Source organism: Acinetobacter sp. PK01 (assembly GCF_022819285.1).
GTDB classification, from domain to species: Bacteria; Pseudomonadota; Gammaproteobacteria; order Pseudomonadales; family Moraxellaceae; genus Acinetobacter; species Acinetobacter tandoii.
Window position 1 is genome coordinate 225,381 of the sequence record NZ_CP094643.1, and the last position, 15,058, is coordinate 240,438.

The window sequence follows — 15,058 nt, forward strand, 5'->3', positions numbered from 1 at the left end:
CTATTTAGATGTTTAAAAATGACTCCCATTAAATCGAGATTAGGCTGGATTTTAGTATCTCCATTCTTCGTTCTAGTCACGCCAGTAAAAGCAGACACTTTTTATGATTATTTAAGTCATAAAAAAGATGAAATACACCAAATACTTGGCAAAGAGTCGAATGATTCTTTTTACAAAGTAAACATTGGAAAGCTGAGTGAATTCGACCTTGCAAGCACATCCATGCGTGAAGATCTTCCTCTAGTGACATCATCTAAAAATCAGGTTAATCAACAAACAAAGACAATTGCTTCAAATGAAATTTGGTTAGAGGGAAACCAAGAAATAAGTTTTGTGGAAGCTGTGCATCAGGCGCTACGCCATCGTCCAGAGATTACTCAAAGTATTGCGATGATAGCAGGACAGGGAGCAAATATTGATGCAGCAAAAGCCGAATATTTTCCGCAGGTTTCAGGTGGAATCACCACAGCCGATTTAACTACGGGTGAGCGTGGTCGACAGCTTTATACACTTTCGGCAACACAAATGCTCTATGATTTTGGAAAAATTAAAAGTTCAGTGGATATTGAAAAAGCGAAACTTTTACAAGAACAAGCAAATGCTTTGGTCAATATAGATGATATTGCTTACCAGACGGCAAATGCGATTGTAAATATTAAGCGATATCAAGAGATTGTAAGGATTGCCGATCAGCAAATTAAAGGAATAGCTCGTATTGCGGAAATTGCGAATCTACGTGCAAATGCGGGAATCAGTAGCCAAGCAGATCCAGTACAAGCTCAATCAGACTTGGAAGCAGCAGAATCTAATAAAATTGTTCAAGAAAATCAGCTAAAGCAATATCAACAAAAGTTACGTAATTTGTTGGGGCGTGATGTTTCTAATCAGCAAATTAAAATACCTGAATCCATTGTAAAAAATGCGGGTCTTTATGAACAAACGCAATTTAATTTGGTTCCTGAGATGATGGCAGCTCAGGCGGCAATACAAGTTGCAAAATTCCAAAAAGAACAAACTAAATTAAGTGCTTATCCAACAATTAATGTAAAAGGGAGCCTAAGTCAGGCATTAAATGGCACAAATCCAAATAACAATAAAGATGACGGCTTTTACAATTCAATCATGCTTGAAGCCACCAGTGATTTTTTTCAAGGTGGGGCTATTCGCTCTAAGCAGCGCTCAGCAAGTTATGCAGAAGAAGCAGCAAAGGCTGAATTAAATGCTGTCTATCTTGATGTATTGGATCAAGTTCAGTTAATTCGTGAAGAAATAGAAAACAAGCAAAAGCAGATTCAAACTCTAACTGCTCGTCAGCAGTCTACAACTCGAACGAAAGAGCTGTATCAAGAACAATATAAATTGGGTACGCGATCTGTGGTTGATTTATTGAATTCAGAACAAGCTATTCACAGTGCAGCGCAAGAAATAGAAACTGCAAAATATGATATTTACGACAATTTAGTTCAATACATCAAGATCACAGGGCGTACTCGTGATTTATATCAATTAAATAATATTTCAATTCAAGGGTTTGAAATTCAACCATGAGCAAAACTATTTATTATCAGCCATGGCTTCAAGCCGTCTTAGCGATTGCAAAGCATTATCGTATTGAGCCATCGGAAGAACGCTTACGCCTTCAACTTGATTGGAATCCAAATCAGTCAATTGATGATATTTTGACTGTAATGAGCCGTCAAATAGGGATGAGCATACGGAAAATTGAGTTTAATGAAGAAGTTTTGAATCCTTGGCGCTTACCAATACTTATAGAGATGCAAGATGGTCAAGTCGGGGTGCTAGATAAACTCGATATAAATGGTAATGCCAATATTCAGTTCAGCGGTGATCAGGGGTTAGCACAAGTTCTCAGTGTAGAGCTATTAAAACAAAACGCAGCCAATATCTATATTTTACGACCTGAAAAGTCCATCTCGGATGTACGTGTTGATGAATATATTAAGCCTTATGAGCAAAGCTGGTTTTGGTCGATAGTACTCAGAGATTGGAAGCGTTATCTAGATGTGATGTTTGCATCGTTAATGGCAAATATTTTGGCATTGGCAACAATTTTATTTTCGATGAATGTTTATGACCGAGTCATTCCAGCCCAATCTGTTCCGACTTTATGGGTATTGGCTGGGGGAGTGCTGATTGCTGCAATATTTGAGTTTTGTCTGCGAGTAGCACGTATTTATTTATCCGATATTATTGGCAAGCGTGCCGATCTGAAAATCTCAGATAAAGTATTTGGTCATGCTTTAAGAATTAAAAATAAAGAGCGATCTAAATCAACGGGTACGTTTATTTCGCAAATACGTGAATTGGAGGGAGTACGTGAATTAGTTACTTCTACAACAATTTCAGCCATTGCAGATCTCCCTTTTTTCTTTTTATTTTTAGCAATTTTCTGGCTCATCGGTGGCAATCTTTTTTGGGTAATGGTTTTAGTTGTTCCTTTAATGATTGTGCCCGGCATTTTGATTCAGAAACCATTGGCGAAATTGGCATCTGAGGGTATGCGTGAAGGTGCTATTCGGAATGCAATACTGGTGGAAGCTGTTCAAGGCATAGAAGATATTAAGTTATTACGTGCAGAGTCTCGCTTTCAGAATCAATGGAATCACATGAATGAAGCTGCTGCGGATATTTCTATGCAACAGCGTAAGTTGGTTGGAGTTGTTGGGGCTTGGACACAGAAAGTTCAGGGTTTAACTTTTGCGATTGTGGTATTGGTTGGGTGTTTTGCCGTAATGAAAGGGGAAATGACAACAGGTGCACTCGTTGCTTGCTCGATTTTATCATCACGAATGTTAGGGCCAATTGCACAAATTTCGGGTGTTCTAGGGCGTTTCCAACAAGCCAAGGTTGCCAAAACAAGCTTGGATGAATTGATGAAGAAACCTGTAGACCAAGCACCACAGGCACATTTAATTCATCGTCCTGCGTTAACTGGACATTATGAACTGAAAGATACGGTCTTTAAATATGGTAATGATGATGCCAAACCGACATTGATTATTCCCAAACTGGAAATTCAGTCTGGTGAGAAAATTGCAATTTTAGGTCGTAATGGTGCCGGAAAATCAACGTTACTACAGTTGTTGTCTGGAATGCAGGAGCCTACACAAGGAAAAGTTAAACTAGATGGGGTTGATTTACGATTGATTGATCCTATGGACGTACGTCGTGATATGGGCTTGCTTAATCAAAATGCGCATTTATTTTTTGGATCTGTACGGGAAAACTTGACCTTAGGTGCTCCATTGGCGACTGATCAAGAGATTTTAAATGCGCTGAATCTCACAGGAGCATTAAGTTTTGTACTTGAGAAGAAAGAAGGCTTAGACCATCAGATTTTAGAAGGTGGAATGGGTTTCTCTGGTGGCCAACGTCAAGCTTTGCTGTTAGCACGTTTACTACTTCGTCAGCCTAATATTCTATTGTTGGATGAACCTACAGCTGCAATCGATGATGTTTCTGAAAAACAACTTATTGAAAACCTGAAAGGTTGGTTGGGGCACAAAACGTTGTTGATTGCAACACACCGTCGCGCGGTACTGGAGTTGGTGGATCGTATTATTGTGGTTCATGATGGAAAAATTGTGATGGATGGTCCTAAAAATCAAGTCTTAAACAATTCAAATGCTAAAGCAGTGAGTACAGCATCATGAGTAGAAAACTTACAGAAAAAAAAAATGCTCTAAACCCTCAAGCATTTGAACCACCTTTACCACGAACCAGTCTGTTTATTTGGATTATTTGTATAGGCCTTCTCGTTTTACTGATCTGGGCTTGGCTTTTTAAACTTGAAGAAGTGTCAACAGGTACGGGTAAAGTGATTCCATCTTCAAAAGAGCAAACTATACAGTCTTTGGAAGGTGGAATTTTAACGAAGCTTTATGTGCACGAAGGGGAAATCATTCAAAAAGGTCAAATCTTGGCTCAGCTTGATCCAACTCGTTTTGCATCAAATGTGGGTGAATCTGCATCTTTATTACTTGCTTCTAAAGCAACTGCGGCACGACTGCGTGCAGAAGTAAACGGGACGCCTTTGGTGTTTCCAAATGAAGTATTAAAAGAGCGTGGTTTAGTAGAGGAAGAAACAGCACTATACCATTCACGTCGATCTAACTTAGAAGAATCCTTAGCTGGTTTAAAACAAGCATTGATTCTGGTTGAGCAAGAGTTGCAAATGACGGAACCATTGGTTGCAAAAGGTGCAGCAAGTGAGGTAGAGGTTTTAAGACTGAAACGACAGGCGACAGATTTACGTAATCAGATGAGTGATGTCAGAAACCAATATTCAGTAAAAGCTCGGGAAGAACTGGCAAAAGCAAATACAGATATTGAAACTCAGTCTCAAGTGGTGAAAGGCAAGTCAGATTCTTTGAGCCGAACCTTGTTTAAGTCCCCTGTGCGTGGGATTGTCAAAGAAATTGATGTGATGACTATTGGTGGAGTGATTTCTCAGAATGGTAAGTTGATGACAATTGTTCCGCTTGATGAAAAGCTTTTGGTTGAAGCTCGTATTTCTCCACGAGACATTGCTTTTATTCATCCAGGACAAGAAGCACTTGTTAAGATTACTGCTTATGACTATTCAATCTATGGGGGATTGAAAGGGAAAGTTTCCATTATTTCCCCTGATACTTTAAGAGATGAAGTTAAGCAAGATCAGTATTACTATCGTGTTTATATTCGAACGGATTCAGACAAGTTGGTTAATAAAGAAGCTCAGCAATTCAATATCACCCCAGGTATGGTTGCAACGGTAGATATTAAAACAGGTGAGAAAACGGTCTTGGATTATTTAATCAAGCCATTCAATAAGGCTCAAGAAGCGTTAAGAGAAAGATAGTAATAAGGATGATGCTTTGAGTATAGAGCATCATCCTATAATTAAAAAAACATGATGAATTGTAAAAGACACAAGTTCAGGGTTCTAATGTTTTTTATTATTCATCTTAGGCGATAATTTTAAAGTTTTAATAATATTTAATATTTCTCAATATTAATCTCGTAGATTAATTCATTGCAATTTAATCGTTGCTCTTTAGGTGTTTGTATTTCTGTTGAAAAATCAGCTTTGTAGATAATTTTTCTTTGTCCTTCTGCAAAAGGGACTGAAAAATTATATTGATAAGTATGAGTTTGAAGTGGGTCATATTTTCTAACCAGACTGTCATTTGGACAAATATATTCTTGAGTGTTTTTATATTCATTCCCAAATTGATCTTCTAGTTTAATGTTGGATTTACATTCTGTGAAATATTCAAATATAGGGTGTTCAGTTAAATTCTCAGTAATCACTTGTATTGAAACATTGTTTGGTTCAGTTTGAGTAGGTAGTAACACGCCACTTGCCTCACCATGATTAAGAGGTTGTTTTGTTTGATTATGTAGTAATTGCATAGTGATTTTTACATCGCCACACTGAGTTGCTATTTGTCCATTCGACCAGATTATATATTGTTCAATAAGTTCAATCTCTGGATCTTGGCCATCCGAGGGTCTTGGTGTTGAGCCTGTTGGTACTGGTCCAGTTCCAGACCCACCTAAGCTCACTCCAACAGAAAAATTATCACCTTCACCACAAGCCACTAAGAATATAAGACTCAAATAAAAAAAACTATGGTGAGATTTCATTTGCTGTACGATAGTTATTAAAGATATATTTTTTATTATATCATTAATCGATAGATTTTAATTTAATACCTTTATCTAGTATTTTACAAGGTTGATCAAATTACAAATATATGGTGAAGTCATAAAATATCTGTGAATTTTAATTTTTAATAAGATATGTAGCACTTTAACTAATTTTTTCATTTTTTTTAATAAGATTAGTTCTGTTTAATAAAAATTCTTCTAAAAAAAGTTGTACAAGTAACAGCTATTGCTTACATAACTTTTTAGTCGATTAAGGCGATCACATAATGTGGTCTAGCCATAATATAGAATGATCTCAATAGCATAATTTAGATGATATTTAGTCAATTTTAATGGTTGGTGGGTGAACTCAATTCTAAATACTTGAGCAAACTAAACTAGGTTAAAGGGAAATTTGGGTCTTTTTTTATTAATTAGAATAGAAGTTTGAATGAATAGCTTGGGATTTGTGTTGAACTTCAGTTACTTTCCATCAAAATTGGATGCAGAAATTTTTAGTAGAAACTTATTTAAATCAATATTTAAAGTCTTTGTATTACTTTATTTTTCTGAAGCGATTCAAAGCAGTTTTACTCAATCTTTTTAGCTGAAATAAGGAAAAATTATTACATCACTTACAGATGGAGAATGTAAAAGACGTAGTCTAAATACAAACAATATCGTTCTCTGATGCTCACAGTTTATTTTTAGAGGTGATCTATTTTTGAACAAAGGTTGGATTCCATACTTGAGTTCTGGGATTGTGTAAATCAAGAGTCAATTGGCTAATATCCATAATAAGTTCAAAGAGATGAGAGAGTCTTTACATAATTCGTTGGGTTGAGTTAATTATCGATAATACAATTAATAATAATTATCATTTACATTTATGTTTGATCGGTATATCTTACGCATCACACTATTTTTACTTAATAGATAGAGTGATAACGATGAAATCAATTACGGATAAGATCGCTTTACAACATTTAATTAATTCATATCTACAAGAAACAGGAAATGGATATTTAATTCCTGTCGCAGAGCAATCACAACATTTACGTGAGCAGAGTCGGGGCAAGGTTTTGGTCTGTATTCCTTTGGATAGCATTGCTGGATATGTTTATGCACCGCTTGAATATATGAGTAAAGTGGGGCGGCATCGTTTGGCTGATTTACCATGGGTTGAGCAAGACCATCAAATTTTAAAAATTAGTTCAGTAAATTTGGCTGCCAATTTATTGGAAAATCTAACCCTAAAAGAAAATGAAAAAGCGTTAGATACCTCTTCTTTATTGGAGTGCTGGATTCAAAGCCGTCGAGCATTACAACAGTTTTTAACTCATCGAAAAGATCAAATGGATGATGTCATTGCGCCGAAGCAAAACTTTGTTCAAAGTGAGCAGGCGCTTGTTCTTGGACATAGTATGCATCCGTCACCTAAAAGCCGTCAGGGTTTTGTACAAGATGATTGGAAGCATTATTCACCAGAAACTCAGACCGCTTTCAAAATGCATTTTTTATATGTGCATCCAGATTATGTCATTCATGATAATGCGCGTAATTTATCGATTCCAAGCCAATTAAAACAAGATTTAGCACCATACTTTAATACTTATCATCATGAAAAAATGGCGCAGCATCCTAATTATGCGTTGCTACCTTTGCATCCGTGGCAGGCAAGATATTTAAAAGACAAAGACTGGTATCAACAGCTTTTACATGAAGGGAAATTAATTGATTTTGGTGCATTGGGGTGGGAAATGAAAGCCACAACATCCGTGCGAACTTTATATAGTGAGCAAGCACCTTGGATGTTTAAGGCTTCAATGACTGTGGCTGTGACCAATTCGATTCGTGTGAATCTCTATAAAGAGTGCCATCGTGGTTTATTGAGCTATCAATTATGGAATGATGACTGTCTTGCAGATTTTAGACAACGTAATCCACGATTACAGACCATCAGTGATCCAGCTTGGATTGCATTAAAAGTGAATGGTCAAGTTCTGGATGAAACCATCTGTATTCTACGGGAAAATCCATTCAAGCAAAGTGATGATGTAACCTGTATCGCTTCGTTGTGCCAAGATCATCCGTTTGAATCCAAAAATCGTTTTAGTCAAATTTTTGCTGAAGTTTCAAAGCAGACAGGACTGAGTCAAACAGATGTGGCTTTGCAGTGGTTCGAGCGTTTTTTAGAAATTACAATTTTACCCCTGATGGAGTTGTACCAAGAGTTTGGTATGGCATTTGAAGCTCATCAGCAAAATACACTGATTGAACTTGAAGATGGAATGCCAAAAAATGTTTGGTTTAGAGACAATCAAGGTTTTTATTATATTCAAGAATTAGCCAACGAAATTTTGGCACGTTTTCCGACCTTGGCGACAGATGGTCAGGCAGTTTGCCCGCAGGCTTTAGTGGATGAGCGTTTCCGATATTACTTTATTGGGAATACCTTATTTGGCTTGATTAATGCAATTGGCGTAACAGGTGTCGTTCAAGAACAGCAACTGCTTGAAAAACTACAATCTTATTTGATTCAAGCGTATCAAAAATATCCTGAAAGCCAATTGTTAAAGACAGTTTTACATCAAACGACATTCCCTTATAAGGGCAATTTGATGACGCGCTTGTATGAACTAGATGAACTACAAGCCGATATTTCTCAACAGTCGATTTATGTCAATTTAAAAAACCCACTGTATGTTGCGCAAACTGTAGTGGAGACTGAACATGCTTGATTTTATCGGTATTGGTTTAGGACCATTTAATTTAAGTTTGGCTGCATTGCTCAATCAACATGCTTCACTCAAATATCAATTTGTGGATAAGCGGCATGAGTTTGACTGGCATTCAGGCATACAGTTGCCGAATGCGATGATGCAAGTTCCCTTTATGGCAGACTTGGTCAGTTTAGTCGAACCGACCAGCCCCTATAGTTTTCTGAATTATTTAAAAGCACATCAGCGTTTATATAAGTTTTATTTTCGGGAAAATATGTATATTCCACGGCAAGAATATAATCACTATTGCCAGTGGGTGGTCAAACAATTACGCAATCTACAGTTTGGAAGCCGCGTAACAGACATTGCACCTATTTCAGGTGGTTTTCAGGTGATTACTGAGCATAAAGGTCGTTTGTCGGTGCAACAAACCCAAAAGTTGGTCTTAGGTACAGGTACCATACCTAAGTTACCGCAGCCCCTACAAAGGGTGGCTGAGCAAACACCGCAGTGTATACATTCATCAAATTATATCGATCAGTGTAAGGATCATTTATCAGGAAATGTAGTCCTGATTGGTTCAGGTCAGTCTGCCGCTGAGATATTCATAGATTTATTTGATAAGCAGATACATCCTGAAACGGGTAAATCACAATTTCATTTATATTGGCTGACGCGTTCGGCTGGGTTTTTCCCGATGGAAAATACCCCACTCGGTTTGGAAAGTTTTAGCCCAGACTATATGTCTTATTTTTATCACTTGCCTAAAAAACTCAAAGATACTATACCTGTGACACAGGCAAATTTATATAAAGGCATTAGTGCTAAAACCATTCGTGATATTTATGAGCGCTTATATCAGCGTAGCATTGGAGATGCAGAGATACATGTCACGATTGCAGGACATCATCAGCTTGAAAATGCAGAAATAATCAATGAAAGAAATATTCAACTGAAATTTTTCCAAACCCAGAAACAGCAAGTTTTGAACCTTCAGGCCAGCATGGTGATTGCGGCAACGGGTTATCAATATCCTTCGTTGGATTTTTTAACTAAGTTGAGTCGTGATATTCCCTTAGATGGACAAAATCATTGGGAGATCAATGAACACCATCAACTGAACTATCACGGTGAAGGCAAAATTTATATTCAGAATACTGATTTGCGACATCATGGCGTGGGTACACCTGACCTAGGATTAGGGGCTTTTCGTTCTGCAAAAATTGCCAATCAGATTTTGGGTGAGTCCTATTTCAATATCGAAGGGCGACAAAGTTTTCAGGATTTTCACTACCCAGAATCCGATCGTCCATTTGCGAAGAGTGCGATATCTAAAACCCATGCTCGTACGGATGTGATGTCATCGCAGATTTCAAGAAAAGCTGCGGATCACTATCCTGAATATTTGATGAAGTAGGGCTGGGAATAGGCATGGCTGAAATGTCAAAGTTAGATTCTCATGCGACTTCTGATGCTTTGCTGTCGCAACGTTGCGTCATGCTTTCAGTGATGCTGGGTACAGGTACAGTAAGTATTAATAACAGCAGTTTTAATCCTGCTATTCCTCAACTAATGCAAGATTTCCAAATTGCTGAAGCAACAGTAAGTTGGGTCATGGTGATTTTCCTTTTGACCATGAGTCTAAGCTTGCTGCTGACAGGTTTTCTCAGCCAACGTTGGGGCAAGCGTCATGTGTATTTAGCCGCATTAAGTCTTTTTATGTTGAGCTCGATGTTCGGGACTTTCGCTTCGCAATTTGAGACAGTGTTAACGGTCCGAGCCTTACAAGGATTTGCCAGTGGATTGATGATTCCTTTGTCATTGGGAATTATTTTTTCAGTTACGCCGAAAGAACAGAGGGGTGCCGCAACGGGGCTATGGGGAGCAATGATTATGCTGACCTTAGCCTGTGGCCCAATGTTAGGTGCCTTGATGCTCGCTGTGTCTAGTTGGCATGCCTTATTTTTATTAAATGTACCCTTGGCAATCATTGCTTTAATTGTGGGGTGGTTTTATCTACCTCGGCAACAAGCTATTCAAAATTTAAAATTTGACTGGCTTGGTTTTGGATTATTGTCAATTTTCATTATTTGCTTTGTGTTGGCCTTAAGTCTCATTCAACAATTGCAGGATGTCTATCAGCCTACGTTCTGGTGGTTATTGGGACTGAGTGGTTTTGCAGGGTTTGGATTTTTTTGGGCTAGCCGAAAAAAGCCAGATGCCATTATTACTTGGTCTTTATTTCAAAGTCGTGAGTTTAATTACAGTTTGATGTTATCGGTTGTGCATACCATCGGCTTATTTTTGAGCTTATTTTTGATTCCTTTACTCATTCAAAATAGTTTGCAGTTAAGTCCACTTTGGTCAGGGCTGTTACTCATGAGTAGTGCCTTAACCACCAGCTTGTGTAGTAAACGTGCTGGTCGCTATTTAGATCAGCATGGGGCAAAACGGCTGTTAACTGTGGGTATCGTGCTGACCGCAATATCCTTTGTCGGCTTAGGGTTGGCAGCTAATCACTCTATCGTTTTATTAATGCTGTGCATGGTGATGCATGGTTTGGGATTTGGCTTGTCTTATATGCCTGCGACCACAGCAGGACTGAATCATTTACCCAATCCAGAACTTGTGACACATGGTGCGGCGGTAAATAACTTATTGCGTAGGCTTTGCGCTGCAATTGCAGTCGTCATTGCCGCACTTTATTTGCAAATACACACGCAAAATTTCTTAGAAAGTCATGAATTAGCCATTGTACAAAGGCACGTCATTCAAGAGCTATTTTTCTTCTGCGCCTGCATAACGCTCTTGGCCCTGCCTTTTGCATGGAAGTTTCCACATCAAAAACAGCAACATATACACATTTAAAATTTAATATGAAGGAATCGGTTATGGGTCATTTACATCCCACATTAACGAACAAAAACAATGCCTCTTATGTCGCAACTTTAGCTTGGCAACAACCCGATCAAACTGCAATGAAGAAAGTAGAACAACGTGTCATCAAACAATTGTTTCAGGCTTTAATTTTTGAAGAAGTGATTGATGCAAAATTTGAAAATGACGTATTTATCATCCAAGCATTCGATCAAAATCAAAAAGAAATTCAGTACCATGCAGCAGGCAAGCACTATCTGAGCTTTGGTTTAGTTCGTTTGGATGAACAAGAGGTGATTCGTCAAGACCATGCAGGACAACAGTCAGCGGCTCAACTAAATCAAGTGATTGAGGAAATTGTCCGTGCGATTCCAAACGCAGCTAAATTGGAAGATTTCATTTATGAATTAAAACGGACATTTATTCATGATGTGCAATCGCAACACTGTCAGAACCAATTTCAACTTCCTGCGACACAGTACAATTATGATGTTCTAGAAACATATTTAATGGATGGTCATCCTTATCATCCTTGTTACAAGTCACGTGTTGGTTTTAGCTTACAGGACAACCTGAAATATGGGGTGGAATACGCACAACCGATCCACTTGGTATGGTTAGCCATTCATCATTCCTTGCTCTCAGAAAATGCTTCAAAGTCTATTCATGCGGAACAGTTTTTACAGCAACAACTAACTGAGCAAGATCAAGCGCTGTTTGCTCAAACATTGAAAGCTCAGGATTTAAATACCAGCGAATATACCTGGCTACCCGTACATCCTTGGCAGTGGGAAAATACGCTGGTTCATACATTCTTTGAAGAAATTGCGAAACAAAAAATTGTCTATTTAGGTCACGGAAGTGATGCGTACATAGCGCAACAGTCCCTAAGAACTTTGACCAATTTACAGCATCCAGAAAAGCCCTACATTAAACTTGCAATGAGTTTAACCAATACTTCCAGTTCACGAATTTTAGCGGCACATGCTGCAATGAATGGTCCGTTAATTACGGATTGGTTACAGCGTTTAATCGAAAATAGTGAACTGGCAAAGTCTTTAGATTTTGCGATTTTAAGAGAAGTGCATGCCACTGCGGTTGATTTTAGCAAATTACCTGCGTCACACGCCAAACAAGCCTATGGCACGATTGGGAGTTTATGGCGTGAAAGTGTTCACGCTTACTTAAAGCCAGAAGAAGATGCTATTCCGCTCAATGGCGTCAGTCATGTGCAACGTGATGGGCAATTGCTTATTCAACCGTGGCTAGAAAAATATGGTACGGAAGCGTGGCTTACACAATTCCTTTCTGTGGTGATTCAACCGATTTTATTTCTATTACATGCAGAAGGTATTGGCTCGGAATCGCATGGTCAAAATATTATTTTAGTGCATAAAAATGGCTGGCCTACGCGCATTATTTTGAAAGATTTTCACGATGGTGTTCGCTTTAGTCCAGAACATTTAACTCATCCTCATGAATATCCTCAACTACATGCCTTACCCGCAGAACATGCAAAAGCCAATCGCATGTCATTTATTTTGACTGATGATTTAAATGCCGTACGAGATTTTAGTTGTGCCTGCCTATTTTTCGTTGCTTTAAGCGATATTGCGATGACATTACAGCAGAAAATCAATTTTCCTGAACAACACTTTTGGCAAATTGCGGCCAATATTATTCATCATTTTCAACAACAAAATCCTGAACATCAAAATAGATATGAAAAATTTGATGTATTTGCTGCACAGTTCTGCATCGAATCTTTAACCAAAAGACGTTTGTTTGGCGATGGCGAGGTACAACTTCGTCTGGTGAATAATCCACTTTATCAGTTCCGTAAACCAACTGCTCAAGAGGGTTAAAGATGAATACGATGTTGTTTTCACCAACCGTAACGACCCAAATGATTTTGGTGGATTTGGTGAATAGTTTTTTGGTGGAAGGTTATATTCCAGAGCATGTCATTTTTACTAAGCCGCAAGCATTGGCACTGTTAAAAGATCGTTTTGAGCAGAATTTCAATGCTTTGTTCGAGACGTATCTCGATCAAACCTCTTTCGCACTTTTATTTCACGCCGATTTTTCAGAATTTATAGTTCTTCCATTACAGCAGGCAATTCAACAGGATTGGGTTATTCAACCGCATATGCCTGCTTACCAAGTATGGATTCAAGCAGAGCAAAATTATCAATTACGCGCATTAAGTGCATTAGATTTTTTTGATGTGATGCAGCGTTTTGGCTACTTTTCTCACTGTGAAACTGCAAAGTTAGAGACATTTAGAGATGATCTGCAACTGACCATGATGCAAAGTCAGCTCACTGCACATCATCAGATTCGTACCGAAACATGGGGTTTAGATTATCCAGCCGAATTGTTTATTCAACTTGAACAATATGCTGGACTTAGGGATCGTCCATATCATCCGCTGGCCAAATTAAAAGATGGTTTTTCGGCAGAGGAGTATCTGCAATTTAGTCCAGAGTTTTCCCAGCCTATTCCTTTGCGTTGGGTCGCAGTTAAAAAAGCAAAACTGGTCTATGGTCAGGCGGTAACACAGATTGAAACCCAGCAACCCGCTAAAATTTTTTTAGATCATGAGCAATATGCAGCCTTAGAGCAGGAATTAAATCAAAAAGAAATCGGCGCTGAGTTTCTGGTTTTACCGATGCATATTTGGCAATTTAAGCATATTTTGTCGGAGAAATTTGCTCAAGAATTGGCAGATGGCGTGATGATTCCATTGGAATTTCAATCTACCGAAATGTATGCGAGTTCGTCCTTAAGAAGCTTATTATCAGCCTCAAAACCACAGGACAGTCTAAAGCTGCCTTTGGCCGTGAAGTCTTTGGGTTCACTGCGTTTTTTGCCGATTGTGAAAATGATCAATGGGCAAAAAAACCAAAAGCTGTTGCAAGATGCGAAGAAACTGGACGAGGTTTTAAACACGCGTTTATGGTTGTGTGATGAAAATCAGTGGTGGGCATATTTACCTCATCAGCCTGAAAATTTAACTCCAGATAATTTGACTTTATTTGATGAGCAGCCCATGCATTTAGCGGTACAAAGGCGCCGTATTCCTGCTGAACTCTTACAACAGCCTTACCAAATTATTCCGATGGCTACTTTAGGACAATGTTTAGCGGGAGAAATATATCCATTTGAGTTTATTTTAAAAGCGCAAAAACTTCAGTCGACCAAAGAAAATATCATGGCGACTTTCAAGATGTTGTGTCGAGATTTTTTTGACGTGAATTTAAGGCTCTTCAGTCTGGGATTAATGGGGGAAATTCATGGTCAGAATATTTGTATTGTGCTTAAACAGGGGCAGTTTGCTGGGTTTATGTTGCGTGATCATGACTCATTACGCATTTATTTACCTTGGCTACAACAACAGGGGCTGGAAGATCCACAGTATTTAAGCCCACATGATTTCAGAATCACGCTTTATCATGATTCGATTGAAGATCTTATTTCGTACCTACAAACCTTAGGGATACAAGTTAATTTAGCCAGCATATTGGAGTCAGTTGCTGAATATTATCAGCTCAATGCCTTCGAGTTATGGCAGATTTTGGCTCAAGCGTTGCAGGAGGTTCTAAATGTCGTGCCATTCAGTGATGAAGCCCGTTCAGCCTTACAGCATATTTTATTTGAAGAAGAGCATTGGCCATATAAACAGCTTATTCGCCCTTTACTTGAGCAAGAGAACCGAACTGGAAGCATGCCTAGCCGTATGGGCCAAACCTGTAATTTCTTCAAGAAGTTGCAGACTGCTGAAAAGAATGATTGAACAGGTCAGC

At 38.4% G+C, this 15,058-nt stretch carries 9 protein-coding genes; 8 read left to right on the plus strand and 1 reads right to left on the minus strand.

The window, feature by feature from the left end; translation table 11 throughout:
- Positions 1–18 precede the first annotated feature (18 nt).
- From MP622_RS01030 to MP622_RS01040, 3 genes are read left to right on the plus strand one after another with little or no spacing between them, the layout of a single operon-like run.
- Positions 19–1,548: a TolC family protein gene (locus tag MP622_RS01030; protein WP_243792064.1), complete on the plus strand. Its 1,530-nt coding sequence runs from the start codon at positions 19–21 to the stop codon at positions 1,546–1,548.
- Positions 1,545–3,674 (plus strand): type I secretion system permease/ATPase, encoded by a 2,130-nt coding sequence (locus MP622_RS01035; protein WP_243792066.1) that lies wholly within the window; start codon positions 1,545–1,547, stop codon positions 3,672–3,674. Before MP622_RS01030 ends, MP622_RS01035 begins: the two co-directional genes overlap by 4 nt.
- On the plus strand, positions 3,671–4,861 hold the full coding sequence (locus MP622_RS01040; RefSeq protein ID WP_243792068.1) for an HlyD family type I secretion periplasmic adaptor subunit: 1,191 nt from the start codon (positions 3,671–3,673) through the stop codon (positions 4,859–4,861). Before MP622_RS01035 ends, MP622_RS01040 begins: the two co-directional genes overlap by 4 nt.
- A 137-nt stretch (positions 4,862–4,998) precedes the next feature.
- On the opposite strand, the gene MP622_RS01045 is transcribed toward MP622_RS01040, so the two are convergent.
- Positions 4,999–5,649 (minus strand): hypothetical protein, encoded by a 651-nt coding sequence (locus MP622_RS01045; protein ID WP_243792069.1) that lies wholly within the window; start codon positions 5,647–5,649, stop codon positions 4,999–5,001.
- A 953-nt stretch (positions 5,650–6,602) separates the two neighbouring features.
- Here MP622_RS01045 and MP622_RS01050 point away from each other — a divergent pair.
- From MP622_RS01050 to MP622_RS01070, 5 genes are read left to right on the plus strand one after another with little or no spacing between them, the layout of a single operon-like run.
- A complete protein-coding gene (locus tag MP622_RS01050; protein WP_243792071.1) occupies positions 6,603–8,393 on the plus strand; it encodes an IucA/IucC family protein in 1,791 nt (596 codons plus the stop codon).
- Complete coding sequence (locus tag MP622_RS01055) at positions 8,386–9,792, plus strand: SidA/IucD/PvdA family monooxygenase (RefSeq protein WP_243792072.1); 1,407 nt, start codon at positions 8,386–8,388, stop codon at positions 9,790–9,792. The genes MP622_RS01050 and MP622_RS01055 overlap by 8 nt, the downstream gene beginning before the upstream one ends.
- Positions 9,793–9,806: 14 nt before the next feature.
- Positions 9,807–11,243 (plus strand): DHA2 family efflux MFS transporter permease subunit, encoded by a 1,437-nt coding sequence (locus MP622_RS01060; protein WP_243792074.1) that lies wholly within the window; start codon positions 9,807–9,809, stop codon positions 11,241–11,243.
- A 23-nt stretch (positions 11,244–11,266) separates the two neighbouring features.
- Positions 11,267–13,117: an IucA/IucC family protein gene (locus MP622_RS01065; protein WP_243792076.1), complete on the plus strand. Its 1,851-nt coding sequence runs from the start codon at positions 11,267–11,269 to the stop codon at positions 13,115–13,117.
- A 2-nt stretch (positions 13,118–13,119) separates the two neighbouring features.
- Positions 13,120–15,048, plus strand: a complete 1,929-nt coding sequence (locus MP622_RS01070) for an IucA/IucC family protein (RefSeq protein ID WP_243792078.1) — start codon at positions 13,120–13,122, stop codon at positions 15,046–15,048.
- Positions 15,049–15,058: the final 10 nt, after the last annotated feature.

Excerpts from the sequence above, each read along its gene's own strand:
- MP622_RS01030 (WP_243792064.1), top strand. The coding sequence starts at position 19 with ATGACTCCCATTAAATCGAGATTAGGCTGGATTTTAGTATCTCCATTC.
- MP622_RS01035 (WP_243792066.1), top strand. The coding sequence starts at position 1,545 with ATGAGCAAAACTATTTATTATCAGCCATGGCTTCAAGCCGTCTTAGCG.
- MP622_RS01040 (WP_243792068.1), top strand. The coding sequence starts at position 3,671 with ATGAGTAGAAAACTTACAGAAAAAAAAAATGCTCTAAACCCTCAAGCA.
- MP622_RS01045 (WP_243792069.1), bottom strand. The coding sequence starts at position 5,649 with ATGAAATCTCACCATAGTTTTTTTTATTTGAGTCTTATATTCTTAGTG.
- MP622_RS01050 (WP_243792071.1), top strand. The coding sequence starts at position 6,603 with ATGAAATCAATTACGGATAAGATCGCTTTACAACATTTAATTAATTCA.
- MP622_RS01055 (WP_243792072.1), top strand. The coding sequence starts at position 8,386 with ATGCTTGATTTTATCGGTATTGGTTTAGGACCATTTAATTTAAGTTTG.
- MP622_RS01060 (WP_243792074.1), top strand. The coding sequence starts at position 9,807 with ATGGCTGAAATGTCAAAGTTAGATTCTCATGCGACTTCTGATGCTTTG.
- MP622_RS01065 (WP_243792076.1), top strand. The coding sequence starts at position 11,267 with ATGGGTCATTTACATCCCACATTAACGAACAAAAACAATGCCTCTTAT.
- MP622_RS01070 (WP_243792078.1), top strand. The coding sequence starts at position 13,120 with ATGAATACGATGTTGTTTTCACCAACCGTAACGACCCAAATGATTTTG.